The organism is Neobacillus sp. WH10 (assembly GCF_030123405.1).
Lineage (GTDB): Bacteria > Bacillota > Bacilli > Bacillales > Cytobacillaceae > Neobacillus.
On sequence record NZ_CP126110.1, the window covers coordinates 2369595 to 2393562 of the forward strand.

Annotated in this window: 26 protein-coding genes; 21 read left to right on the plus strand and 5 right to left on the minus strand. The window is 38.3% G+C overall.

Annotation, left to right across the window (positions count from 1 at the left end):
- Window position 1: 1 nt before the first annotated feature.
- Genes QNH20_RS11210 through QNH20_RS11260 form a run of 11 tightly spaced genes read left to right on the plus strand, consistent with a single transcriptional unit; the run spans window position 2 to window position 9088 of the window.
- Complete coding sequence (locus QNH20_RS11210) at window positions 2–1468, plus strand: adenosylcobinamide amidohydrolase (protein WP_283922962.1); 1467 nt, start codon at window positions 2–4, stop codon at window positions 1466–1468.
- On the plus strand, window positions 1465–2448 hold the full coding sequence (gene cbiB, locus QNH20_RS11215) for an adenosylcobinamide-phosphate synthase CbiB (RefSeq protein ID WP_283922963.1): 984 nt from the start codon (window positions 1465–1467) through the stop codon (window positions 2446–2448). Before QNH20_RS11210 ends, cbiB begins: the two co-directional genes overlap by 4 nt.
- Window positions 2405–3481, plus strand: coding sequence for a threonine-phosphate decarboxylase CobD (cobD, locus tag QNH20_RS11220; protein WP_283922964.1), 1077 nt, complete (start codon window positions 2405–2407; stop codon window positions 3479–3481). Before cbiB ends, cobD begins: the two co-directional genes overlap by 44 nt.
- Window positions 3463–4035: a bifunctional adenosylcobinamide kinase/adenosylcobinamide-phosphate guanylyltransferase gene (locus QNH20_RS11225; protein WP_283922965.1), complete on the plus strand. Its 573-nt coding sequence runs from the start codon at window positions 3463–3465 to the stop codon at window positions 4033–4035. Before cobD ends, QNH20_RS11225 begins: the two co-directional genes overlap by 19 nt.
- Window positions 4032–5537, plus strand: a complete 1506-nt coding sequence (locus tag QNH20_RS11230; protein WP_283922966.1) for a cobyric acid synthase — start codon at window positions 4032–4034, stop codon at window positions 5535–5537. The genes QNH20_RS11225 and QNH20_RS11230 overlap by 4 nt, the downstream gene beginning before the upstream one ends.
- Window positions 5534–6325 (plus strand): adenosylcobinamide-GDP ribazoletransferase, encoded by a 792-nt coding sequence (gene cobS, locus QNH20_RS11235; protein WP_283922967.1) that lies wholly within the window; start codon window positions 5534–5536, stop codon window positions 6323–6325. The genes QNH20_RS11230 and cobS overlap by 4 nt, the downstream gene beginning before the upstream one ends.
- Entirely contained in the window at window positions 6295–6894 is a 600-nt protein-coding gene (locus QNH20_RS11240) for a histidine phosphatase family protein (protein ID WP_283922968.1), read from the plus strand. The genes cobS and QNH20_RS11240 overlap by 31 nt, the downstream gene beginning before the upstream one ends.
- Window positions 6846–7280: a bifunctional adenosylcobinamide kinase/adenosylcobinamide-phosphate guanylyltransferase gene (locus QNH20_RS11245; protein WP_283922969.1), complete on the plus strand. Its 435-nt coding sequence runs from the start codon at window positions 6846–6848 to the stop codon at window positions 7278–7280. The genes QNH20_RS11240 and QNH20_RS11245 overlap by 49 nt, the downstream gene beginning before the upstream one ends.
- Window positions 7281–7294: 14 nt before the next feature.
- Window positions 7295–7879 (plus strand): cob(I)yrinic acid a,c-diamide adenosyltransferase, encoded by a 585-nt coding sequence (locus tag QNH20_RS11250; RefSeq protein WP_283922970.1) that lies wholly within the window; start codon window positions 7295–7297, stop codon window positions 7877–7879.
- Window position 7880: 1 nt separating this feature from the next.
- Window positions 7881–8372: an ECF transporter S component gene (locus QNH20_RS11255; RefSeq protein WP_481858099.1), complete on the plus strand. Its 492-nt coding sequence runs from the start codon at window positions 7881–7883 to the stop codon at window positions 8370–8372.
- Complete coding sequence (locus QNH20_RS11260; RefSeq protein ID WP_283922972.1) at window positions 8369–9088, plus strand: ATP-binding protein; 720 nt, start codon at window positions 8369–8371, stop codon at window positions 9086–9088. Before QNH20_RS11255 ends, QNH20_RS11260 begins: the two co-directional genes overlap by 4 nt.
- A 59-nt stretch (window positions 9089–9147) precedes the next feature.
- On the opposite strand, the gene QNH20_RS11265 is transcribed toward QNH20_RS11260, so the two are convergent.
- A complete protein-coding gene (locus QNH20_RS11265; protein ID WP_283922973.1) occupies window positions 9148–11250 on the minus strand; it encodes a transglycosylase domain-containing protein in 2103 nt (700 codons plus the stop codon).
- Window positions 11251–11496: 246 nt separating this feature from the next.
- Here QNH20_RS11265 and QNH20_RS11270 point away from each other — a divergent pair, with 246 nt between their 5' ends.
- The 3 genes from QNH20_RS11270 (at window position 11497) to QNH20_RS11280 (ending at window position 13447) form a co-directional block, all read left to right on the plus strand.
- On the plus strand, window positions 11497–11763 hold the full coding sequence (locus QNH20_RS11270) for a phage holin (protein WP_283922974.1): 267 nt from the start codon (window positions 11497–11499) through the stop codon (window positions 11761–11763).
- A gap of 168 nt (window positions 11764–11931) precedes the next feature.
- Entirely contained in the window at window positions 11932–13152 is a 1221-nt protein-coding gene (locus tag QNH20_RS11275) for an MDR family MFS transporter (RefSeq protein ID WP_283922975.1), read from the plus strand.
- A gap of 82 nt (window positions 13153–13234) precedes the next feature.
- Window positions 13235–13447, plus strand: coding sequence for a hypothetical protein (locus QNH20_RS11280; protein ID WP_283922976.1), 213 nt, complete (start codon window positions 13235–13237; stop codon window positions 13445–13447).
- Between the two features lie 67 nt (window positions 13448–13514).
- Here QNH20_RS11280 and QNH20_RS11285 read toward each other — a convergent pair whose 3' ends face one another.
- On the minus strand, window positions 13515–13751 hold the full coding sequence (locus tag QNH20_RS11285) for a YczF family membrane protein (protein ID WP_283922977.1): 237 nt from the start codon (window positions 13749–13751) through the stop codon (window positions 13515–13517).
- A 136-nt stretch (window positions 13752–13887) separates the two neighbouring features.
- On the opposite strand from QNH20_RS11285, the gene QNH20_RS11290 reads away from it, so the two are divergent.
- The 3 genes from QNH20_RS11290 to QNH20_RS11300 are packed head-to-tail and all read left to right on the plus strand — an operon-like array spanning window position 13888 to window position 17829.
- Window positions 13888–15489, plus strand: coding sequence for a spore germination protein (locus QNH20_RS11290; protein ID WP_283922978.1), 1602 nt, complete (start codon window positions 13888–13890; stop codon window positions 15487–15489).
- The gene (locus QNH20_RS11295; protein ID WP_283922979.1) at window positions 15489–16697 is read left to right on the plus strand and encodes a Ger(x)C family spore germination protein; all 1209 of its coding nucleotides are present in this window, start codon (window positions 15489–15491) and stop codon (window positions 16695–16697) included. The genes QNH20_RS11290 and QNH20_RS11295 overlap by 1 nt, the downstream gene beginning before the upstream one ends.
- 22 nt (window positions 16698–16719) lie before the next feature.
- Window positions 16720–17829 (plus strand): GerAB/ArcD/ProY family transporter, encoded by a 1110-nt coding sequence (locus QNH20_RS11300; RefSeq protein WP_283922980.1) that lies wholly within the window; start codon window positions 16720–16722, stop codon window positions 17827–17829.
- A 16-nt stretch (window positions 17830–17845) separates the two neighbouring features.
- On the opposite strand, the gene QNH20_RS11305 is transcribed toward QNH20_RS11300, so the two are convergent.
- The 3 genes from QNH20_RS11305 to QNH20_RS11315 form a co-directional block, all read right to left on the minus strand.
- Window positions 17846–19489: a PAS domain S-box protein gene (locus tag QNH20_RS11305; protein WP_283922981.1), complete on the minus strand. Its 1644-nt coding sequence runs from the start codon at window positions 19487–19489 to the stop codon at window positions 17846–17848.
- Window positions 19490–19686: 197 nt separating this feature from the next.
- Window positions 19687–20190 carry a GNAT family N-acetyltransferase gene (locus QNH20_RS11310; protein ID WP_283922982.1) on the minus strand — a complete coding sequence of 168 codons (504 nt, stop codon included), beginning with the start codon at window positions 20188–20190 and terminating at the stop codon, window positions 19687–19689.
- 341 nt (window positions 20191–20531) lie between these two features.
- Complete coding sequence (locus QNH20_RS11315) at window positions 20532–20684, minus strand: YpzG family protein (protein WP_283922983.1); 153 nt, start codon at window positions 20682–20684, stop codon at window positions 20532–20534.
- A 293-nt stretch (window positions 20685–20977) separates the two neighbouring features.
- Here QNH20_RS11315 and fabG point away from each other — a divergent pair, with 293 nt between their 5' ends.
- The 4 genes from fabG (at window position 20978) to QNH20_RS11335 (ending at window position 23947) form a co-directional block, all read left to right on the plus strand.
- Entirely contained in the window at window positions 20978–21742 is a 765-nt protein-coding gene (gene fabG, locus QNH20_RS11320; RefSeq protein WP_283922984.1) for a 3-oxoacyl-ACP reductase FabG, read from the plus strand.
- Window positions 21743–21764: 22 nt separating this feature from the next.
- Entirely contained in the window at window positions 21765–22214 is a 450-nt protein-coding gene (locus QNH20_RS11325) for a MaoC family dehydratase N-terminal domain-containing protein (RefSeq protein WP_283922985.1), read from the plus strand.
- Window positions 22211–22612 (plus strand): MaoC/PaaZ C-terminal domain-containing protein, encoded by a 402-nt coding sequence (locus tag QNH20_RS11330; RefSeq protein WP_283922986.1) that lies wholly within the window; start codon window positions 22211–22213, stop codon window positions 22610–22612. The genes QNH20_RS11325 and QNH20_RS11330 overlap by 4 nt, the downstream gene beginning before the upstream one ends.
- 129 nt (window positions 22613–22741) lie before the next feature.
- A complete protein-coding gene (locus QNH20_RS11335; protein WP_283922987.1) occupies window positions 22742–23947 on the plus strand; it encodes an acyl-CoA dehydrogenase family protein in 1206 nt (401 codons plus the stop codon).
- Window positions 23948–23968 lie beyond the last annotated feature (21 nt).

Here is a 23968-nt window from a genome sequence, read left to right on the forward strand (position 1 = left end):
CATGCTAAGCGTTCAACATGTTTCAGGTGGTTACGCAGATGAATCTGTTTTAAAGGACATTTCTTTTGAAGTAAATCAAGGGGAATTGTTCGGGGTTTTAGGCCCAAATGGAAGTGGAAAAACGACTCTGTTAAAAATGATTAGTGGTATTTTACCGACAAAACAAGGTGAGATATTAATTAGTGGAAAGAGGCTACAGGAATATGGTATTAAGCAGCTTGCACAAATTGTTGCGGTTCTTTCACAGCATTCTTCACAGTCTTTTTCTTATACGGTTAAGGAAACCGTTTCACTTGGAAGATATGCACATCAAACAGGCTGGTTTCAGACTTGGTCTAATGAGGATGAGGAAATTGTCCATAGAGTAATGAACCAGACTGGAATATCCTCATTTCAACATAAGAATATTCAGGAGTTATCTGGCGGTGAAAAACAAAGGGTATTTCTTGCCCAGGCATTGGCCCAAGAGCCGAAAATTCTACTTTTAGATGAACCAACAAATCACTTAGATTTATCCTATCAGAAAGAACTACTTGACCTTTTAAAGCAATGGACGACAGAACAAGGGTTGACGGTTATCTCAATATTCCATGATATAAATCTTGCTGGCCTATACTGTGATCGCTTGTTGCTGCTTGAAAAAGGAACCATCAATAGTAACCATATTCCGAACGAAGTCCTTAAAGAGGATAGAATAAGAAGCGTTTATCGTACAAAAATTCAGAAACATCCCCATCCAAAGGTGGCTGCTCCACAAATGGTGTTACTGCCGGAAGTAACTCGGGACACAAAAAATATTGAAATTAATGAAGCATTGTTACGTGTGACAAGCGAGTTCATCGAGATAAAATCCCCAGCCCCATTAAGAACAATGTCTTCGGGTGTGGTAGGTTCAGGAACGGGCTGGCATCAAGCTTTTGTCAATCGTCATGTAAGCAAGGACTACAATTGTGATAATCATCGGGAGGAAATGGTTTCTTTTTTGAAAGCAAAGGGGTTTGAACCATCGGATACAGTTGGCATGATGACAGCGGTACGGCTTGAGGACATGTCTTGCCAACGCCTTGAACAGGATGGCTTCTCGATCTTTGTTGTGGTCACCGCCGGGGTTGGAAATGCGATTGATGTTTCGAAAAGTGAGAGGGACACTCTGGAAATGTCGCCTGGGACAATTAATATATGGATTTTCGTTAACGGCGAGATAACTGAGGAAGCCTTTATACAAAGCATTATGACAGCAACGGAAGCAAAGGTAAAGGCGATGCATGATCAAAAGGTGTTGGATAAAGTCACGGGAACCATTGCAACCGGTACCTCAACAGATAGTATTTTAATTGCTGCGACCCAAACCGGAAAAGTGTTAGAATATGCCGGAACCATTACTCCTCTTGGAAAGCTTATTAGTAAAGCTGTTTATCAGTGCACGAAAAAAGCCATTCAAAAGTCGCAAAAAAGGAAACAACCATGATTGTCAATCACTTAATTTCGATTACATTTGCTTATGTTATTGATATGGTTGTCGGCGATCCTCCCAATTGGCCACATCCCGTAAGATGGATTGGATCGATGATATCTTTTTTTGAAAAGCGTTGGAATCATGGTGAGTCTAAACGGTTGAAAGGAATCGCAATGCTCCTTTCTGTTTTACTGTTTGTTTCTTCTATCGTTTTGTTGGTGGTATTAATAGGATATATGCTTCATCCGGTAGTGGGTATTTTAGTGGAAAGTATCATTATTTCTACAACGATTGCTCAAAGAAGCTTGAAGGAAGCTTCCCTTGAAGTTTATTACCCTTTAATTTCGGGGGACCTGGTTGAATCAAGAAGAAAACTTTCTTATATTGTTGGCCGTGATACGAATGATCTTGAAGAAAGTGAAATAGCAAGGGGGACGATTGAGACTGTTGCGGAAAATACAAGTGACGGGGTAACAGCTCCCTTATTTTGGGCATTGATTGGTGGAGCGCCGCTTGCAATGATTTACCGGGCAACGAATACTTGTGATTCGATGGTTGGACATATGAATGAAAGATATAAAGAGTTTGGCTGGGCATCAGCTAAATGGGATGATGTGATGAACTGGATTCCAAGTCGCTTAACAGGCATCATCATGCTGATCGGAAAACATCCGGAAAGTATGGCTTATCGAAAGGCATGGACTATATTGTTCCACGATGCTAAAAAGCATCCCAGCCCAAACAGCGGCTGGGGTGAAGCTGCTGTTGCCGCGATTTTAGGAATTCAGCTTGGCGGCAGGAATTACTACAAAGGAATTGTTTCAAACCGTGCAAAGATGGGAGAACAGCTTAATCCGATTCAAGCAGAACATATAGTAAAGGCGAACTCTATTTTAGCAAAAACAGTATTTTTATTTTTACTTTTATTATGGATGGGAGGTATGCTCTTTGATTTGGCCGTCACATGGTTCCAATCCTCAATACCTATATGAGGCAATGGGGCTTTCGCTCCCTGCACAATATCATGATTTTAGCGCAAATATAAATCCACTTGGTCCGCCTCCTGCATTAAAGGAAAAATGGCAGGATTTGTATCAAGAAATTTTCACTTATCCAGATCCATTTGCTACTAAGCTTAAAAAAAGGATTGAAAACCAAGAACAGATTCCGGGACAATCTATTCTGATTGGAAATGGGGGAGCAGAGCTTATTACCTTGGTTGCCCGGATGCTTACCGGAAAAAAAGTATTATTGGTGCAGCCAACTTTTTCAGAATATGAAAAAGCCTGCCGGGCAAACAAATGTGAGTTTCTATATCATCAACTAAGGGAGCCTCACTTTGAATTAAAACTTGATGAATTGCGTGCCAAACTAGTGTATGCCGATGCAATATTCCTTTGTAATCCAAATAATCCAACAGGGATTCAGTATTCTAGTTCTACAATTATTTCCTTATTCGAGGCATGTGAAAAGGAAAATTGCTTGGTTATTTTAGATGAAGCATTTTTTGATTTTTTACTAGAGTATGACTCATTCATTCCATACATAAACAGGTTTCCTAATTTACTTATTATTCGATCGATGACAAAGATGTATTCGATTCCAGGAATTCGCTTAGGATATTTAGTGGCGCAGCCTGCAATTGTCTCAGAACTTAGTGAACTGCAATCACATTGGAGTACCAATACAATTGCCTTATTAGCTGGTGAACTATGTTTGCAAAATAAAACTTTTATTCAAGAGACACAGAACTATATAAGTAATGAACGGAATAGGTTGTTCCATTTTTTTAAACATCAAGAATATATTTCTTCATTCTCAAAAGTAAATTTCTATTTATTACAAGATCCCTTATTGGAAAATCAATTACCGTTGTTTAAGTTTCTGCTTAATCACGGGATTGTCCCTCGACATACGATGAATTTTCCCGGACTGGACGGAAGATGGCTCCGTTTTGCAATAAAGGGAGTTGAAGAAAACAATCATCTAATGGAGGTGTTAACCATTTGGAGGCATCATCATTAATTTTTATAACCGGTGGAGTAAGAAGTGGGAAGAGCAGCTTTGCTGAAAGTAAAGCAATAGAAATTGCTAGTAATAAAGAGAGACAGCTTATCTACCTAGCAACGGGAGTTTCTTCTGATTCGGAAATGAAGGAACGAATTGAAATACATCAGCGTGATAGAAATATGGGACCGTATAAATGGAAAACAATTGAACGACCGGTGCAAATAGGCGGGATTGTAGATGTTTTCAATAATCAAGATATTATTTTGTTAGATTGTGTTACAACACTTTTAAATAATGAACTATTTTCTACTGATCGAACCTGGGATGATTCTTTTTTTAAAACGGTCAAAGAAAATATTATTACTGGAATTATTTCGATAAAAGATCGAGCAGGAACAATGATTGTTGTTAGTAATGAGGTATTATTTGAGTCATTACTAGCTACAGACATCGTTTTTTCATATGGTCTCTTGCTGGGACAAATCCATCAAGAATTAGTAAAAATGGCGGATCAAGTTTTTTTAGTGGAAGCAGGGATTCCGATCGTTATGAAAGGAGCAAGTCAATGAAAGGAGTCATGATTCAAGGCACTGCTTCAGATGTAGGCAAAAGTTTAATTGTTACGGCGTTGTGCAGGATGTTAGCAAATGAGGGAATAAAAGCAGCACCGTTCAAATCACAAAATATGTCAAATAACTCCTATGTAACACTTGACGGAAGAGAGATTGGCAGAGCACAAGGTATCCAAGCTGAAGCAGCTAGACTTGAGCCAACAGTTTGGATGAATCCTATATTATTAAAACCGAGATCTGACCAGCACTCTGAGGTGGTGTTTTTAGGAAAGGCTATCGAGACTTTTTCGGGATATGCCTATCGCGAACAGTTTTATGAAAAGGGCATAGAAGTTATTAAGAAATCTCTTGATCATCTTAAGGAAAATTTTGATGCTGTAGTCATTGAGGGTGCTGGAAGCCCTGTTGAAATAAACTTAAAGGATCGAGAAATTGTCAATATGAGGGTAGCTGAACTGGCGGATGTACCGGTTGTGCTTGTAGCTGATATTGATCGGGGTGGAGTCTTTGCTACTATTGTGGGCACACTTGACTTGATGGAGCCTCAAGAAAGACAAAGAGTCGCAGGTTTGATTATCAATAAGTTCCGTGGGGATATCACACTTTTTGAGGATGGAATCCAATGGCTGGAGGAGAGAACAGGTGTCCCTGTATTAGGTGTTTTGCCATTTGTGGAGAATCATATGATCGATGCTGAAGATTCACTTTCTCTCCATACTCAATTTTCAAATACAAAAAAAGGGATCCTTGATATCGTAGTGATTCAGCTGCCTTTTATTTCAAATTACAATGATTTGGAGCCATTTTTGTTTGAAGAAGATGTTTCATTGCGCTGGGTTAAGCATGCAAGTGAATTTGGACGACCAGATGCCATCATTATTCCTGGTACAAAAAGTACAATCAGTGATTTAGAAAATTTAAAAGAGAAGGGGTTAGATCGCCTCATCCAAAATCATGTAGATCATGGCGGATTAGTAGTAGGTATTTGTGGCGGATATCAAATACTTTGTGAGGAATTGGTAGATGAAGCTGGTTCAGATACAGGTGCACTGAACTTCACACAAAAGGGACTAGGATGTATTCCCGCGATAACCACTTTTTATAAAGAAAAAAAAGTAAACCGAGTCATTGGCAAGTATCACAAATGTACAGGATTGCCTGCAAACCAGCAGGTAGTGGGGTATGAAATCCACTTAGGTAAAACTGTTGTATCTAAAAAGGAATTCCCATTTCTAACCTTAGAAAATGGGGTAGAAGAAGGCTACTTTGCAAATGACGGCCAAATCATTGGGACATATCTTCACCATTTATTTCATAATGATGAGTGGAGAAATCACTGGTTAAACATGATTCGAAAACGAAAAGGGATTCAACTTCAAGAACCTACTTTTATTAGAAACTTTAAAGATAATAAATATGAGATTCTTGCTTCCAAAATCAAAAGCCATCTAAAATGGGATTTACTTAAAGAAATAATCAATCAAGGGAGTACAAGATGATTAAATTCATGAAAGGATTCTTGATAAACCTTCAATTTTTTACAGCATTGCCTATCCCACTTGAATTACCGATGGACAAGGAACATCTAAGAAAGGCAGTACAAGCTTTTCCACTATTAGGATTATTTCAAGGGATAATCTATTCATGTCTATTTTATGTGTTTCATGAATTTACTCCTTTTTCTCATTTAGCTGTTGCGTTCATGCTTTGGCTGGCAACGATACTCGTGACAGGAGGAATCCATCTAGATGGCTGGATGGATGCGAGTGATGCTTATTTTTCCTACCAAGATCCTGAAAAAAGACTTGAAATTATGAAGGATCCAAGAACGGGTGCATTTGGTGTTTTATCTATTATTGTATTATTAGGCTGTAAGTTTCTATTTATTTATGAGAGTACTTTGAACGTCGAACAAGCCACATATTTCTTTATTGCAGCTATACCGTTTTTGAGTAAAAGTGTAATGGGCGTTCTTTTGTTAACAATTAAGTCGGCTAAAAATAATGGGCTAGGCTCGTTATTCCAAAGTGCCGCAAAGCCTCGGGTGTTATGGATCTATCCAGTGTACTTAATGAGTTTTTTATTTCTCGTATTGCTTATTAGTAAGGACTACTTCCTTGTCGGTTTATTGATTTTAACCGCTGTCTGTTGTTTATTTTTATGCCGTCGTAAAGCTGTAAAATGGTTTGGCGGGATTACAGGAGATGTATTAGGAGCTTCAGTAGAAGGGACTGAGTTAATACTGTGGATGACCGTGTGGTTATTGCATTATTTCGTCATGGGGTAACAGAAGCTAACAAACGGAAAGAGTATTTAGGATGGAATGATTCTCCAATAACTGCTGAATCAAAAGCAATATCGACAACAAAAAGCTTTGAGTGCTATTTTTCTAGTGATTTACAAAGATGTATTGATACAACAAAAATATTGTTTCCAAATAGTAATCCGTTTTTATTAGAAGATTTACGAGAAATGAATTTCGGCAAATGGGAAGGGAAGACCTATGATAATCTGAGAGAAGATATGCTCTATCGACAATGGCTGACAGATCCTGTTAATAATTGTCCGCCGGAGGGGGAATCTTTTGATACTTTTACAAAGAGAGTTCAAGTCGGCTGGAACAAGATTATCCATCAGGTTCTTTCCAAAAGTAGTCAGAGTTGTGCGGTCATCACCCACGGTGGAGTCATCAGGTATCTTTTATCTAAATTTGCACCTGAAAAGAAAGACTTTTGGGATTGGCAGGCAAGGCATAGTCAAGGGTTCGAGCTCATTTTTGATAGAGAAGCACTAAGGAGGGGTGAACGTTGCACTTTATTACTGGAGGTGCCTTTAACGGCAAAAGAGCATGGGTGAAAAAAATATATCATGTAAACAGACATGATTATTGGTTGTCAGCGTACGATAACTGTCCTCTTCCTATAAATTTTAAGGATATCGACCAAGACGTGATTATTCTAGAGGGTGTAGAATTTTGGTTGAAAGATTTAACGAAGAAATATGATTCAAAGGAGTCTCGAAGAATTTGGAATAGTTGTTTAGAAAATTGGCATACATGGGAAAAGGCAAGGGTAAATCGCAAGTTGATCGTAATAGGGACCGATATAACAAAAGGAATTGTCCCATTGGAAAAAGAAAATAGAGTATGGCGAGATGTAACAGGATGGGCCTATCAAGATATTGCAGCAAAATCAGAAAAAGTAGATGTCATTTGGTATGGATTAAACCAAAATATAAAATAAAGGGAAGATTTTAAATGAGAATTTATACGAGGACAGGTGACAAAGGAAAAACAAGTATTATTGGCGGCAGGGTAGACAAAGATGACATCCGGGTAGAGGCATACGGAACAGTTGATGAAGTTAATTGCTTTGTTGGGCAAGCGATTCAAGAACTTGACCAAGATAGTTTTTTGGACGTGCTTAATGATCTTGAAAAAATTCAACATGAATTATTTGACTGTGGCGGTGATCTTGCGAATGTGTCGGAAAAGCGAGAAATAAAGCTTCATCAAGAATCGATCGATTACCTGGAGAAGAAAATAGACGAATATATTGAAGAGGCTCCGGAGCTAGAAAGATTTATTTTACCTGGGGGAACAAAACCTTCAGCATCGATTCATATTGCAAGAACGGTTACAAGGCGAGCGGAAAGATTGGTTGTATCGCTATTGAAGGCGGACCCGAAAACACCTGAAATAGCATTACAATACTTAAATCGATTATCGGATTATTTCTTTGCCTTGGCTAGGGTAATAAACAGCCGCCTTAATGTTCGTGACGTAGAATATGTTCGCAGTGCGAAAGTCTTTAGAGATGGGAAGCGTAAAGATGATAAGTAAAATGAAGATGCAAATGGTAAGCTGGCTGGCAATGTTTACAGCATTGTCTGCTGTTGGAGCGGCTATAAAGATCCCAGCTGTTGTTGGCAGTGTAGCGTTGGATGTCTTTCCATCCCTATTGGCTGCGGCTCTACTTGGCAGCGGTGCTGGAGCGATCGTGGCTGCATTTGGGCATTTATTATCCGCAATTTTAGGGGGCTTTCCATTAGGACCAAGCCATTTTTTTATTGCAGTCGAAATGGCTGTGCTAGTTTGGCTGTTTGGAATCCTGTATAAAAAGGGCAAGAAAGCATCAGCTATTGTGTTTTTTATCATTGGGAATGCAATTGTTGCACCCTTACCATTTATTTTTTTAATGAGTAAAGAATTCTATTTAGCAATCGTCCCTTCATTGCTAATCGGTTCAATCATAAATACAGTAATCGCTTTCGTTGCTATTCCACGTCTTTCTTCCTTGGTTACATATGGAGGAGAGAGAAAGGCAAAAAGATGAGGGATATTATAACGATTCCCTTTAATGGTGAGGTATCTCTCATTCTCTCTTGTGATAATAGCGGAGCGATTGGGATGAAAGCGCAGGATACCGTTCATGTACCATACGAAACTGTTGCCTACTATTCGTTAAGAGTTGCGGTCATGGAATGTATCGCAGCGGGTGGAAAGCCTATTTCCATAGTGCTCCACAACTTTTGTGGAAATGGACCATGGGAAGAGCTTTTAAGAGGCATCAAAAAAGGGTTATTAGAACTTGGTTTGAAGGATGTTCCCATAACGGGGAGTACGGAAAGTAATTTTCCTTTACTGCAATCTGCCGTTGGATTAATTGTACTTGGCATAAAGCCAAATGGAAAAATAACGGATTTCATGTTCTCTGATAAATTGAAATTTGCCGTAATAGGGTCACCTTTAGTTGGTAATGAAGTATTGGACCAAAGTGATGATATTGTACCTCTTTCAATTTTTCAAGAGATAAATAAAGCGAATGACGTGATGATTTTGCCTGTTGGCTCAAAAGGAATCTTATTTGAGTTGAATCAAATGTTTGCAAATGAAAAATTTACGCGGGATATGGTTATCACAAACTTGGATATTTTAAAATCATCAGGTCCATCAACATGTTTTATCGCCGTTTATCATACTGAACAAGAAGAAGAACTAATAAGGATTGCAGGGGGCTTTTTCCATTCCATTCAAATAGAAAGAAAATAAATAATAAGTGTCAAACTTGGAAAGTACCAAAATAAAGAATAGCACGCCATGATGGCGTGCTATTCTCCTATACTTTTCGCTTTTTCAACTAAAGAATCGATTCCTTTTCCGATGGTATAAAACACCTTATCCAAGCTTTTTTTCCACTCTGGTGCTTTTTCTTTTATCGTAGACCCGATTTTTTTTGCATTTTCATTCAATTCTTTGCCAATTTCCTTCGCCTGTTCATTAATGCTTTTCTTTGTTGCTTCCTCACCTGCAAGCTGGGCATTAATTGAAGTTACTTCAAAATTTTCTTTTGGGAGATATGGCAAGGACTCCTTCATAATTTCTTTAAAAAGCGGTACCACATTAGCTGAACTTGAGCTAGGCAGGTAATGCTCTCGGTCAGTTTGGTCATAGCCAATCCAAATAGCACCGACGATGTTAGGGGTATAACCGACCATCCATTGATCCTTTGTGCCGCTAACGCCACTAAATGGAAGCTGTGTTGACCCTGTTTTTCCAGCAATTTGAACACCTGGGATATGAGCAAGTTTCCCTGTACCCGATTCCACTACATTCAATAGCATGGATGTCATTTCGTCGGCTACCTTTTTGGAAGTTACCTTTGTTGTTTTTGCTTCCCGTTCTGCGATTGTGTTACCTGTCGGTCCGACAATTTTGGTAATTAAGTGACTATCCTGACGCTTTCCGCCATTCGGGAAAGTAGTAAAAGCATTCGCCATTTGCAGAGGCGATACACCTTTACTCATTCCGCCGAGAGCGATGGCCAGATTTTTATCTTCTTTTTCTACAGGGATGCCAAATCGTTTTAACGAATCCAAACCCTTATCTAAGCCAATCTCATTTAACAGCCAAACAGCCGGAATATTCAACGAGTCTTCAAGGGCCTTGTACATTGGAACCTTTCCCTGGTATGTTTTCGAAAAGTTTTCAGGTTTGTAATCTCCGAAAGATGTTGGTTCATCAACAAGTTCGGACGAATAGTTATAGCCATTTTCAAGGGCAGGCGTATAGACAGCCAAAGGTTTTATCGTTGATCCGGGTTGTACCTGTAATTGTGTAGCCCGATTAAAGCCGCGGAACACATGCTCACCTCTGCCTCCGACAAGTGCGCTAACACCGCCTGAGGCTGGATCCATTAGGACAGACCCGCTTTGGACTAAAGTATTCCCTTTACCTTTCGGGAACAAGTAGTTTTTACTATAAACTTTTTCAAGACCCGCTTGCAGGTTTTGATCCATTTCTGTATAAATACGGTATCCTCTAGTCAAAATTTCTTCCTGGGTTACTCCATATTTAGAAATAGCCTCATTTAATACAGCATCTACATAATAAGGATATTTTCGCTCAACAAAGCTGCCACCGCCATCTTGAAGGCGAATTTTTTCTTTCTTCGCCGTGTTGTACTCTGCGGCAGTAATAAACTCGAGCTCCTTCATTTTCCCTAAGACGACATTTCGCCTTTTTATTGCTGAATCATAGTTTTTATAAGGGTCAAGGTAATTCGGTGAATGCAGGAGACCAGCAAGCAAAGCTGCCTCACTTATGCTTACATCCTTGATATCTTTATTAAAATATTTCTTAGAAGCATTGGCGATTCCCCAGGCACCGCTTCCAAAGTATACTTGGTTGAGATACATTTGCATGATCTCATCTTTTGTATAAACCTTTTCAATTTTAACCGCTAAAAATAATTCCTCGGCTTTTCGTTTATAGGTGCGTTCAGGTGATAAGAGGGCGTTTTTTGTCAACTGCTGTGTTAACGTACTGCCGCCGCCAGTAATCCTTCCTGCAAACAAATTGCTGAAAAAGGCACGGGCAATTCCCTTCACATCAAAACCGCTATGTTCATAAAAACGTTCGTCCTCAATCGCGACAACTGCATTCGGAACATATTTAGGTAATTCCTCGACTTTTACTCCTTGTGTCCGATTGGTGGCAACATTGGTGGCAACTTTACCATTTTTATCATAAATGACGGTTGGTTGGCTTAAGCCCTCCTTCAACGATTCCACATTTGCCCTTGATGCGAGCCAGCCGAAATAAAGAATGGTACCTAAGACAACCACGAGGATTATTAGTAATATTATTTGTGTTAAATGTTTCTTTTTCCAGAAACGCACGACCATATCTCGAAATGGGTGTAATTTATCCATATTATCTCCTAACTTTCAAAACGGAATTGTCGATTCATTTATTATAAATTTTCTAGGAGAAAAAGACCAACAAAAGTGTTTTTTCAATAGTATTACCGATAATTTTAATGAACTAAACGACAAATATGTATTAAGGCATAGAGTAATAAAAAAAGCAGTAAACACGTGATAATCGTGGACAACCCTTTCAGAACTGAGCATATGTTAATAGAAAGAATAATTAATATATAGGAAGGGGATGAGAGCATGATTAACTGGAGAGTCCGCTTCAGAAATCGGAAATGGGTGATCGCATTTATTTCACAAACCTTACTTGTAGTACAAATGCTATTATCAGGGTTACATTCATTAGGTCTAGTTGATTTTCAAATAACTGATGCAATCCAAAATTCAATTTTATCGTTCGTAAATGCTGTATTTGTTTTGTTGTCTATGTTAGGGTTCGTACAGGATCCAACCACCAAAGGTTATGGTGACAGTGAACGGGCGTTAAAATACAAGGATCCAAATTAGAAGTAAAGAAGTCAGTTCCCTATGGGTGCTGGCTTTTTTACTGGTTTGAACACGGAAATAAGTTTCTTAATAATATTGGATAAATCTTAATGCTAAGAAAATTCTTTACATTATTCACACAAATTGGTTTACTAGAGAAATAAACTTTACTATTGTGAGGCATTACATATGACTAAGGTTAAAAACTATTTTGTCCAATTCCATCCAATTGTGTGGGTTTTGTTAATCGGAACGGTTTTAACAAGGGGATCCGCTTTTATGACGTTGCCTTTTCTATCAATCTATTTATCAAGGCAAATGGATCTTTCACCTATTATAATTGGTTTAACAGTAGGAATGAGTCCGTTAATGGCAACAGTTGGTGGATTTATTGGCGGCCATTTATCAGATCGGTTTGGCAGGAAACCGGTTATGCTTGCCGCTTTGTTTACGTTAGCGTTGGTTTATTATGGATTCACTATGGCAGCAGGACAAGGCTGGTTTATCGTGTTAAATGCTCTAAACGGACTTTGCACATCATTTTTTGAACCAACATCCCAAGCCTTAATGGCTGATGTAACCGATAAGAACAAGAGAATGAAAGTATATTCTTTACGCTATACAGCGATAAATATTGGTGCCTCTGTTGGACCGCTCCTAGGGGCATATTTGGCAAATTCATCAGCTAAGCTATCCTTCGCCATCACCGGTTCAACTTATTTGCTTTATGGAATTGTCTTGTCAGTATTTATGAAAAAACTTGTAATATCTAAAGAAGATACAATCAAGAAAGTCGTTACATTTGCAGGAGCTTTTCGAATATTAAAAACGGATAAGGCATTGCGGAATCTTATAATTGGGATTATTTTAATAAATATCGGCTATGTGCAAATTGATTCCAATTTGCCACAAGTATTAGAAGGAACACTAGAGAATGGAGTAGCTATTTTCTCGGTTCTGCTGACCATTAATGCTGTGATGGTTGTATTATTACAGATACCGCTTAGCCATCTTGCTGAAAGATTCAGCTTATTGCAGGGTATGTCTGCTGGTTCGCTCTTTATTGCAGCCGGTCTAATTGGATTTAGTTTTGTTAACGGTTGGTTAACAGCGATTTTGGCAATGGTTTTATTAACAATCGGCGAGATATTTATCTTCCCTTCTAACAGCATGATGATGGATGAGCTTGCCCCAGAACATATGCGTGGAACTTATTTTGGAGCCGGACAGTTTCGAAAAATTGGGAACTTTTTAGGGCCGATCATTGGGGGTTACCTCCTAAGTCATTTTAGCGGGCAAATCATGTTTTGGGTTATTGCGATTTTATCGTTGGGAAGTATCATTTTCTTCATTGCTGGTAACCGAACTTTTTTAAAAACAAGAATATCAAGGCAGGAAAAAGTAATGTAAATATGCATCTTCCAACATTGTCAGTACTTCTTTAGCGGGTAATCGAATAGGATGAATTATCATTTGAAAAGGGGTCATTGATATGTGGGTTGGGCTTACTTTTTGCATTATAATTTTTTGCATATTCGTGATCATTGAAGAATCCATCTATTATTTTTGGAACCGTTATGTGTATGGGCCAAATGTAGAAACAAAAATGAAATGGAAGAAAAGAGTCAAGCGCCTGCAATCAATCTTAATAAAGAAACCCGCTGTCGAAAGTCGTGAATCGAATCAGGAAAAAAGCTCGCTTTAAGTGGGCTTTTTACAATTAGTAGATTGTATTTCACTGAACATTTATAATTGTTTAGCCGCAGCGCATTTTAATTGGAGGATGAATTGCTGTTATCACGTTTTTTTAGAAATAACCACATTCTTCTGCTGAGAAAAAGGAAGAAAAGGAGAAATAAAATGAGATATTCTGCCGATTCCATTACTCTAAAAGGATTTACAGCTTTCCAAATAATCTCCGGAAATTTTACTCCCATTATCATGTCCATAGAAATAATCATCATCAATAAACCGCCAGCTAATAAAATGGTTACCATAAAAAGTTTCAACCGCTTCACCTACAACGAATAATACTATTATAATTTCACTCATTTTAGTTATTATGCAGGGATAACTCTAGTTTCTTTGGGCAATCTATCCAATAGTAATAAGGAATTTTTGTTTACTTAAAGTGAGGCGGGGATTGTGTCGATTTTGTCTAAAATTTTGAAAAAAGAGCAAAAAAGACGACAGGATGATAATTACAGACAGCAGCAAGATCCGCTAAAACCGGAAGACCAAACCATTCTTAGGAATTATCAAGACAATATAGCCCGGATAAAAGAAGAATTTGGAAACAGTACAGATTTATGCTTACGTGAGTTTTCTATATCAAACCATAAAGGCATTGTCGTCTATATTGATGGATTGGCTGATAATAAAATGATCAGTGAATTTTTTCTTGAATCTCTGACTGAAGAAATCATCGATCATTCACAGGATTCTTTTCAAAAATTGATGGAAAGAGCCGTTGGTTTAGGTAATTATAAAATTATTTCAAATTGGAATCAAGTATTTGATGCGTTTCTTTCAGGAAATACACTGTTCTTCTTGGACGGTTATGATAAAGCGATTGACGTAGAAACAAAGGGTTGGAATATGCGTGCGATCACAGAACCTTCAACCCAATTATCAATCCGCGGTCCAAAAGATTCTTTTACAGAAACAATGCGAACCAATACAGCTTTAATCCGAAGGCGGATAAAAAGTCCAAATTTATGGCTAGAAACGATAAAGGTGGGCAAAGTCTCGCAAACTGATGTAGCAATTATGTATATGAAGGGAATTGCCAATGAAAAAATCGTCACGGAAGTTAAAGAACGGTTAAACAGGATCAATGTTGATTCTATCATTGAATCTGGCCATGTTGAGCAATTGATTGAGGACCAAGTTTGGACTACCTTTCCGACTACCTTTCATTCAGAGAGACCGGATGTAATAGCTTCACAGTTACTTGAGGGAAGAATCGCGATAATTGTGGACGGGACGCCGTTTGTCATTACCGTCCCTGCGATATTTATTCAATTTTTCCAGGCACCTGATGATTATTATTTTCGTTTTGATATTTCAACTGGAATTCGTCTTTTAAGAATATTGGCTTTTTATATTGCCCTTATAGGACCTGCCATCTATATCGCCGGTACAACCTTTCATCAGGAGATGATCCCAACAACGATGGCGATTGCGATTGCATCACAACGTGAAAATGTGCCTTTTCCCGCATTTGTTGAGGCGTTAATTATGGAAGTAACCTTTGAAATATTAAGGGAGGCTGGACTAAGGCTTCCTCGGGCAGTCGGTCAAGCAGTTTCAATCGTTGGCGCGCTTGTCATAGGTCAAGCGGCAGTCCAGGCTGGAATTGTATCTCCCGTAATGGTCATAGTTGTTTCGATAACCGCATTAGCCAATTTTTCTACACCTAGTTTTGGCATGGCAATTGCGGCAAGGTTAATTCGTTTTTTAATGATGGCCTTATCCACTATTTTAGGTGTTTATGGGATCATGTTAGGTCTTATATTTTTGTCTATCCATTTATGCTCATTACGTTCATTTGGTATCCCCTATATGATGCCGCTTGCGCCGTTTAACATACGAAATCAGGAGGATGTATTCGCTCGTCTTCCAATTTGGGCGATGAAAAATAGGCCTAAGTTTATTAGTAAAGACAATATGGTAAGAGAAGGAGAAAATCAAAAACCTGGTCCGCCATCAGAAGAGGATGATCCATCATCAAAGGGTGGATCATAATGAGAAAAATAACTGTAGTAATTTTACTTGTTATAATATGTTCTTCTTTTCTTAGTGCCTGCTGGAATCAAAAAGAATTAACAGATTTAGCTTTTGTGATGGCGGTGGGAATTGACAAAGGCGAAGACAAAAGGTTTTCCGTTTCCTTCCAAATTGTAAACCCTGCGAATGTTAACTTAGGACAGGGGAGTGGAGGAGGACAGGGTTTGCCGATAGCTGTTTATTCAAGTTCCGGGGATACTATAACAGAAGCCGCCAGAAACGCAACCAAACAAATTTCGCGGCGATTATATTATGCACACACCAATTTAGTCGCCATAAGTGAAGAAGTCGCTAAGGATGGATTCCTTAATATAATGGATGTGCTCGACCGCGATCCTGAATTTAGAACAACAACCCAACTTGTGATAACGCGGGGTACCCCTGCGAATGTATTGGTTTCCTCTTTAGCAAATCTCGATAAACTGCCAGTTAATAAGATTACAAAGGAGATTAAGGCGACAGAAGATATGTTAGGTGAAAATATGCAAATTACTATCGATGATTTCCTTAGCGGGGTAGTCAGCAATGGAAAAGAGCCTATTGTCAATGGTTATAAAGTGACTGGTGACGTTGAAATGGCAGGGAGAGCAGGGGACTTGCTTGAAACAAAAACAAAAGCAATTCTTTCTGCTGATGGTTTAGCTGTTTTTAAAAAAGGAAAATTAATTGGGTGGATTGAACACGAAAAGGCACGAGGAGTAATTTGGATATTAGATAAAGTAAAAAGTACAGCGGTAAATGTGGATTGGGGAGAAAAAAAGGAAGCAATTACAATGGCTCCATTGCGCACAAAAACGAAAGTGGCTGTAAAAATCAAGCATGGGAAACCTGTTATCGACATTTCGATTAAAGATGAAGGCTGGATTACCGAAGTAAATACGGCAATAGACTTAACCGATCCAAATGAGATCGAGAAAATTGATAAGCTTGTCGAAAAAGAAATAAAAAGACAAATTATGGCAACAGTAAAAGAAGCTCAAAAAATGAAGAGTGATATTTTTGGTTTTGGTGAGAAGGTTCACAAAAAGGATCCGAAACTTTGGAAGAAGCTAAAAGGAAATTGGGACGAGCACTTTGCTGAACTTGAAGTGAATGTGAAGGTAGATTCCTATAGCCGCAGGGAAGGAATCCGGACAAAACCGTTTTGGTCAAATTTTAATCAATAAACCCTTAGTGAGGGGATTAGGCATGGAAAAGGCAAAAATAAAAGCTTCCCAGCTGTTTATACTAGTTGTCTTGTTCGAAATGGGCAGTGCAATACTTTTAGGTCTTGGGGTCTCGGCAAAACAGGATGCATGGCTGGCTATGTTGTTAGGCTTAGCAGGGGGCTTACTGCTTTTTCTTGTTTATTATCAGCTATATAAATATTATCCATCATTGCCATTTACAAGTTATGTTCAAAAAATTACCGGTAAATGGATGGGAAGACTGCTTGGTTATTTATATGTCGTATATTTCATCGATATGTCTACACGAGTTTTGCGTGATTTTGGTGAACTATTAACAAATACCGTTTATGTTAATACCCCTCTCATTGTTATTAATTCCTTGATGATACTGATCATCATTTATGCGATTAATAAAGGTATTGAAGTAATTGCGAGAGTGGGGGAACTATTTTTTGGGGCAATCTATCTAATGGCACTGGCTGGTTTTCTCCTCATTTTATTTTCTGGATTAATACATCTGGAAAATCTTCAACCAGTTTTAGAATATGGATGGAAGCCTGTGTTCATAACATTTATTAAGGGAACACTCACCTTTCCATTTGGAGAAATGGTTGTCTTTACCATGCTACTACCTTTGATAAACAATTATAAAAAAGTAAAACTTGCATGTATGGGTGGGATGATTTTAGCTGGAATAAATATTTCGCTTACTATTGCCATCAATATAGCTACACTTGGGATAGATCTTTATGAGCGCTCAAATTTCCCGTTGCTTACGACTATAGGTAAAATTCAATTGGCTAATTTTATAGAACGATTGGATGTATTTTTTTTGATTTATTTAATGATTGGGTGTTTCTTTAAAATTTCACTGTTTTTCTATGCAGCGGTTGTTGGAGCAACAGATCTTTTTCAATTTAAAAACCACCAGAAGTTAACTTTTCCAATAGGTTTAATGATCCTTCTTGCATCAGTAACGATTGCTTCGAATTATGCGGAACATATTGAAGAAGGGTTAAGGGTTGTACCTGTTTATGTGCAATGGCCTTTTCAAATAATCATTCCCACCATATTACTAATCATTGCCTTTTTCCGGAACCGGAAGAACAAGGCAACAAGCTCTCCATAGAAAGCTTGTTGCTTTTTTAGTTTCGTTTGTCTTTCTGATTGAGAGGCAGGGTCATATGAACCGTAGTTCCTTGATTCTTTTGACTGGCAAATCGTATGGTTCCTTTGTGTGACTGAACAATTTTATAGCTGACTGTTAATCCTAAGCCAGTTCCTTTTTCTTTGGAAGAATAGAATGGTTCACCAATTTTGCCTAATAAATCCTTGGAAATCCCGCATCCATCGTCTTTGACCGTAATGAAAACTTGATCATTCTCATATAGTTCAAGGCCAATCACTACTTTCCCGCAATTTACCGAAGCTTCAATTGCATTTTTAATAATATTGATAAACAATTGCTTAAGCTGGTTTGGTTCACATTCAAGGTAAATCTCTTGTTCCGGAAAAACGGATTCAATTTGAACATTATTATAATTGGCTTCAGTGCTTAATAATGAGATGACATCATACAATATCTTTTGAATTGCAGCGTTTGTAAATTTAAGATGCTGCGGCTTAGCTAATAGAAGGAGTTCACCAACTATGTGATTAATTCTGTTTAATTCATCTAACATGATTTGATAATAAAATTGATGCTTCCCGTCTTCTACTTGTAAAATCTGTACAAAACCCTTTAAGGAGGTAAGAGGATTACGGATTTCATGGGCAACACTAGCAGCTAATTCTCCAACAACAGAAAGTTTTTCCGTTATTCTTAAACGCTCTTCTGTTTTTCTTAAGGTGGTTACATCCTTGCCATATCCAATGATTCCCGTAATTTCTCCATTGATAATGATGGGAACCGATGTACATTGTAAAGCAATCATATTTCCATTTACCTGCGGGATTTTTATTTCATACACGAGCGGCTTTATTTCCTCTACAACAGAGGAAATAAAATGCTTTAGGAATCTTTTATACTTTTTAGGTAATAGAACTTTTACATTTTTCCCAATCATCTTTTCACGGTTGAAGCCTGTAATGACTTCAAATTGGGGATTTAGGTTAGTAATCTTCCCATCCAAATCTAACATATAAACGATATCCGGGCTGTATTCAAATAATGATTTATATTGCTGCTGGCTTTCAGCCAATTGCCTTGCCATTTCCTTTTTGTCTGTAATATCCCGTCCAATAATTACTAAACCTTGTCTTGAGCCATCAGAATGGAAAAGAGGGACTTTGATGGTATCAAATATTTTTAATGAACCGTTAGGTATGGGGATAACTTCTTCAATACGGGTAATTTCCCCATTTTCCCAGGTTTCCTCATCAGAAATCTCACAGTACCTGAGGGCATCCGCATAAAAAGCAGTATATTCAGCTAATTCTGAGTCCTTTTTTCCACGATATTCTATATTTTCAAGCTGGAACAATTTCAAGCCAAAATCATTTGCTTCAATCCATCTTCCTTCGCCATCTTTGAAGTTAACAAAGTCAACCATTGAATTGATTAACGTTGATAGACGTTTTTGATCCTCACGGGAAACAGTTAATTCTTGTTTCTTGTTGAGAAAAAAATAAAAGAAACCACCTGTGACGAGCACATAAAAAAATTCTTTGGACCTTTCAACTAAAGGAATAATGGAAGGAGGTACAAATTGTTGAATTAAATAGTTTGATCCATAAATCCAAATAAAACTAGTAATGAAGTAAAGGATGACTAGCTTTTTTTTGTTCATAAAATCTCCATTTCTTTCAAGGAAACAAAGTGTCCAAGAATGGTAGAAAAAATTTTCTTCTATTGGATATAGTACTAGATGAAGAATATTTTTGAAATAATGCATTTCTGGAAATTACTTTTGGAAAGATATAAAAAAGGGATAAAAAAAAATAAAGCAGTAATTGTTTGAACACCACCACTGCTTTATTTATGTGGTTAAACTATTCTTTTGCCAAGGATAAGCAAGTCTCTTTCAATTCCATCCAGTTCTGCAACATTCGGCAGATGTGCCCACTTTTCAAACCCAAAGCAATTAAAAAGTTTAATACTTGGTTGATTATGACCAAAAATAAAACCAAGAAGAGTCTTGATTCCAAGCTTTGGACAAGCATCGATAGCCTGTTGAATGAGAAATTTCCCTAGCTTCTTGCCGCGGAAATTTTGATCAATATAAATACTGATTTCTGCTGTGTTATTATATGCAGGTCTGCCATAAAATGATTGAAAGCTTACCCACCCGCAAATCTTGTCGTGCATCTCTAAAACCCATAATGGACGAAAAGCAGGAGAATGATCATTGAACCATTGCATCCGGCTTTCTACTGAAACTGGCTCTAAATCAGCTGTTACCAATCTTCCGGGAATGGTTGAATTGTAAATATCTACTATGACTGGTAAATCATTTATTTCCGCATCTCTAATTGTGAAATCTTCAAACATAGTCCTACCAACTCCCGTAAATAATTATGTATTTAGAATTTATAATATAGGTAGGAAGGTTCAAATTCAATAAGAAGTTTAGTCAGATTATAAAAGCACAAGTGTTCGTTTAGTGTAGTTGTCCCGACGCATGACGCTCCTCGAAAAAGCTAACGCTTTTCCTTTGTGAGAAGTATTGCTTCCGAAGATTTTTTCTTATGAAGTCGGAAATATCTCAAAGTCAAATTTATATTTTCTTTTAAAAAAGAAAGACCCTTGCACAAATTTTTTTTGAGAAGGGCCTTTTCTCTTAACAGCAGTATATTTCAATAACTGCCGTTTTTCGTTTCGATACCAAGTCGTTACCAGCGATGTGCCTTGGTATTGCTCCTTAAGATGATCGCATCATGCGTCAATTGAGTTTGTCCATTTACCTGTGACCTGGCAAACTTTGGACGCGTCGTATGGTGGTGAAAGAGTTCTGAGTGCGGATCCAAACGATCTTTATAGCCCATCAAAAATCACCTCATCAAAGGATACTTTGAAACGATGATATTCTTAATGAATATCATTCTTATTATTTGTAAATAGACAGGAAAATAAACTAGAAAGATAAAACTAATTAAATTCCACCTTGTATTAACTGAACTTTCGGAATAAAATGAAGATAACATACCAACCGGTAGGTATGCTTCCGGTGAATCTTGCATATTCTTTTAATAGTAAAAAGATAGAGTTTAAGAATAAAAGTTAAAATGTATGCATAATCCAATAGGAATTATTATTTTTTAGTTCAGGAGGAAAAGATATGACAGGCAGATTTGCAGGGAGAGTTGCATTGGTGACAGGCGGAAGCCGCGGAATTGGAAAAGGGATAGTTGACCTTTTTGCACAGGAAGGCGCAAAAGTGGCCTTTATCGATTTAAATGAAGAGGCATTAGGCACGACAACGAGCGAGTTAAAAGAAAAAGGTCATGATGTCTATTCAAAGATCGCTAATGTTGTCGATGCCGAGCAGGTGGAAAACGCCGTCAAGGAGGTTTACGAGACATTTGGGTCTGTTGATATTCTTGTCAATAATGCAGGAGTTATCCGAGATAATCTATTATTTAAAATGACTGATTTAGATTGGCAAACCGTTATGGATGTACATTTAAAGGGATCCTTTAATGCTGCTCGTGCCGTGCAAAAATATATGGTTGAACAAAAATATGGCCGAATCATCAATATTTCTTCAACATCTGCTCTTGGAAATCGCGGGCAGGCAAATTATGCTGCGGCAAAAGCAGGCTTGCAAGGCTTTACGAAAACATTAGCGATAGAATTAGGTAAATATGGAATCACAGCAAACTCAGTTGCACCTGGATTTATAGAAACTGAAATGACGAAGGAGACAGCTGCAAGAATCGGGGTTTCTTTCGAGCAATTTATTCAGGCAAGCGTTGCCGCAATCCCGGTTGGCCGCACTGGAAAGCCGGAGGATATCGCCAATGCTGTTGCCTTCTTTGCTGATGAAAAGTCATCATTCGTTAATGGTCAAGTTATATACGTAGCCGGAGGGCCAAAAAATTAATTGAAGATGAGGGGATGGTCAATTGTTCAAGGATCAAATAGGCAAACAATCGAACAAGGTAAAAAATGTTGTTGAAAGAGGAGCGGTAAAGAAATTTGCGGAAGCAATTGACGACCTTCATCCTATCTATTTTGATGAGGTAACAGGAAGACTTTCTAGATATAAAAATAATATTGCACCGCCCACTTTCCCAAGGGTATTTGATTATGGTGCCATTGAAGGATTAAATCTCCCAGATAAAGGCTTGATTCACGGGGAGCAAACATTCCATTATGTACGGCCTTTATTTGTTGGGGAAGAGGTTTACTGTTACTCAATCGTGAAAAAGTATTTTGAGAAAAAAGGGACATTTGGTCAAATGGGGTTCCTCGTGCTTGAAAGCTTCGGTGAAGATTCGAAGGGAACTACAATTTTCAGTTCAACCTCTACAATTGTCATATCTGAAGCAGTGAGGAAGGTGTTGACTAGATGAGTATGGTGGCGGAATTACAAGTCGGTGAATTGCTAAAGGAAATTCAGCTTAAGCCCGTCTCTAGGTTGGACTTGATTAAGTATGCCGGTGCTTCTGGCGATTTTAATCCGATTCACACGATTGATGATGAGGCGGAAAAAGCGGGTTTGCCAGGAATTATTGCCCATGGCATGTGGACGATGGGAAATTTGGCGAAGCTATTTACCGAGTATTATGAGGATGGGTTTATTCTAGACTACTCTATCCGTTTTAAAGGCATGGTGTTTTTAAATGATGTTATTACTCTTAAAGCCACTTTAAAAGAAAAACAGGAGCATGTGCTGCGCTTTAATGTCCAAGCAGTAAACCAACAGGGGAATGATGTTTTAAAGGGTGAGGTAGTGTTCCACCACTATTAAATGGATGAATGATTTGTACCTAGCAACAATAAGGACTTCCTTTTTGCTGCTGGGGTTTATTTTTGTGATGGTGGGATCTCTTTTTCCAGACATGACAGGATTACGAGAATCTATAAAGGAGGAAATAAAATGAATTTTAGCTATTCCGAAAAAGTAATAGAGTTGCAAAATAGACTGACAGTATTTATGGATGAATACATCTATCCAAATGAAAGTGTATACGCTGATCAAATTGATAAAAAAGAGCCTTTTTCAAAGGTTCCACCGATTATGGAAGAACTAAAAGAAAAAGCAAAACAAAAGGGATTATGGAATTTGTTTTTACCAGAAAGTGAATTTGGGGCTGGCTTAACTAATACAGAATATGCACCACTTTGCGAGGTAATGGGCCGGTCGGCGATGGCCCCGGAGGTATTCAATTGTGCTGCGCCTGACACGGGAAATATGGAGGTTCTTGTTCGTTATGGAACAGAAGAGCAAAAAGAAAAATGGCTCAGGCCTTTATTAGATGGTGAAATACGTTCGTGTTTTTCGATGACGGAACCGGATGTGGCCTCATCAGATGCTACTAATATTCAGGCAAGTATCATTCGCGATGGTGACGAATACGTCATAAATGGAACAAAGTGGTGGTCTTCAGGTGCAGGGGATCCTCGCTGTAAAATTGCCATTGTCATGGGGAAAAATGATCCATTTGCTCCCACTCATGAACAGCAATCGATGATCCTTGTTCCTCTTGATGCACCTGGAGTAACCATTAAAAGAATACTGCCTGTTTTCGGATATGATCATGCTCCACATGGCCACGCGGAAATTGAATATAACAATGTCCGGGTACCGGCCTCTAATATGTTATGGGATGAGGGAAAAGGGTTTGCGATTGCGCAAGGTCGGCTTGGACCAGGAAGAATTCATCATTGTATGAGATCGATTGGCGCCGCAGAACGTGCTTTAGAGGAATTGTGTAAGCGTGTTCAGAGCCGGATTGCCTTTGGAAAAAAACTTTCCGAGCAAGGTGTTATCCAGGAATGGATTGCGGAGGCAAGAATTCAAATTGAACAAGCTAGATTACTTACGCTCAAAGCAGCGTACATGATGGATACCGTTGGAAATAAAGAAGCAAAGGCTGAAATCGCAATGATTAAAGTGGTTGCTCCCAATATGGCATTAAAGGTTATCGATCATGCGATTCAAGCGTTTGGGGCTGCTGGGGTCAGTGAAGATACACCACTTGCAGCAAGCTGGGCCAATATTCGTACACTCAGACTGGCAGATGGTCCAGATGAAGTTCACAAGCGGGCAATTGCCAGATACGAATTAAAAAAATATCGATGATTCTTTTTATAAGGGGGAAGT

Excerpts from the sequence above, each read along its gene's own strand:
- QNH20_RS11210 (WP_283922962.1), top strand. The coding sequence starts at position 2 with ATGCTAAGCGTTCAACATGTTTCAGGTGGTTACGCAGATGAATCTGTT.
- cbiB (WP_283922963.1), top strand. The coding sequence starts at position 1,465 with ATGATTGTCAATCACTTAATTTCGATTACATTTGCTTATGTTATTGAT.
- QNH20_RS11230 (WP_283922966.1), top strand. The coding sequence starts at position 4,032 with ATGAAAGGAGTCATGATTCAAGGCACTGCTTCAGATGTAGGCAAAAGT.
- cobS (WP_283922967.1), top strand. The coding sequence starts at position 5,534 with ATGATTAAATTCATGAAAGGATTCTTGATAAACCTTCAATTTTTTACA.
- QNH20_RS11250 (WP_283922970.1), top strand. The coding sequence starts at position 7,295 with ATGAGAATTTATACGAGGACAGGTGACAAAGGAAAAACAAGTATTATT.
- QNH20_RS11255 (WP_481858099.1), top strand. The coding sequence starts at position 7,881 with ATGAAGATGCAAATGGTAAGCTGGCTGGCAATGTTTACAGCATTGTCT.
- QNH20_RS11260 (WP_283922972.1), top strand. The coding sequence starts at position 8,369 with ATGAGGGATATTATAACGATTCCCTTTAATGGTGAGGTATCTCTCATT.
- QNH20_RS11265 (WP_283922973.1), bottom strand. The coding sequence starts at position 11,250 with ATGGATAAATTACACCCATTTCGAGATATGGTCGTGCGTTTCTGGAAA.
- QNH20_RS11270 (WP_283922974.1), top strand. The coding sequence starts at position 11,497 with ATGATTAACTGGAGAGTCCGCTTCAGAAATCGGAAATGGGTGATCGCA.
- QNH20_RS11275 (WP_283922975.1), top strand. The coding sequence starts at position 11,932 with ATGACTAAGGTTAAAAACTATTTTGTCCAATTCCATCCAATTGTGTGG.
- QNH20_RS11280 (WP_283922976.1), top strand. The coding sequence starts at position 13,235 with ATGTGGGTTGGGCTTACTTTTTGCATTATAATTTTTTGCATATTCGTG.
- QNH20_RS11295 (WP_283922979.1), top strand. The coding sequence starts at position 15,489 with ATGAGAAAAATAACTGTAGTAATTTTACTTGTTATAATATGTTCTTCT.
- QNH20_RS11300 (WP_283922980.1), top strand. The coding sequence starts at position 16,720 with ATGGAAAAGGCAAAAATAAAAGCTTCCCAGCTGTTTATACTAGTTGTC.
- QNH20_RS11305 (WP_283922981.1), bottom strand. The coding sequence starts at position 19,489 with ATGAACAAAAAAAAGCTAGTCATCCTTTACTTCATTACTAGTTTTATT.
- QNH20_RS11310 (WP_283922982.1), bottom strand. The coding sequence starts at position 20,190 with ATGTTTGAAGATTTCACAATTAGAGATGCGGAAATAAATGATTTACCA.
- QNH20_RS11315 (WP_283922983.1), bottom strand. The coding sequence starts at position 20,684 with ATGGGCTATAAAGATCGTTTGGATCCGCACTCAGAACTCTTTCACCAC.
- fabG (WP_283922984.1), top strand. The coding sequence starts at position 20,978 with ATGACAGGCAGATTTGCAGGGAGAGTTGCATTGGTGACAGGCGGAAGC.
- QNH20_RS11330 (WP_283922986.1), top strand. The coding sequence starts at position 22,211 with ATGAGTATGGTGGCGGAATTACAAGTCGGTGAATTGCTAAAGGAAATT.
- QNH20_RS11335 (WP_283922987.1), top strand. The coding sequence starts at position 22,742 with ATGAATTTTAGCTATTCCGAAAAAGTAATAGAGTTGCAAAATAGACTG.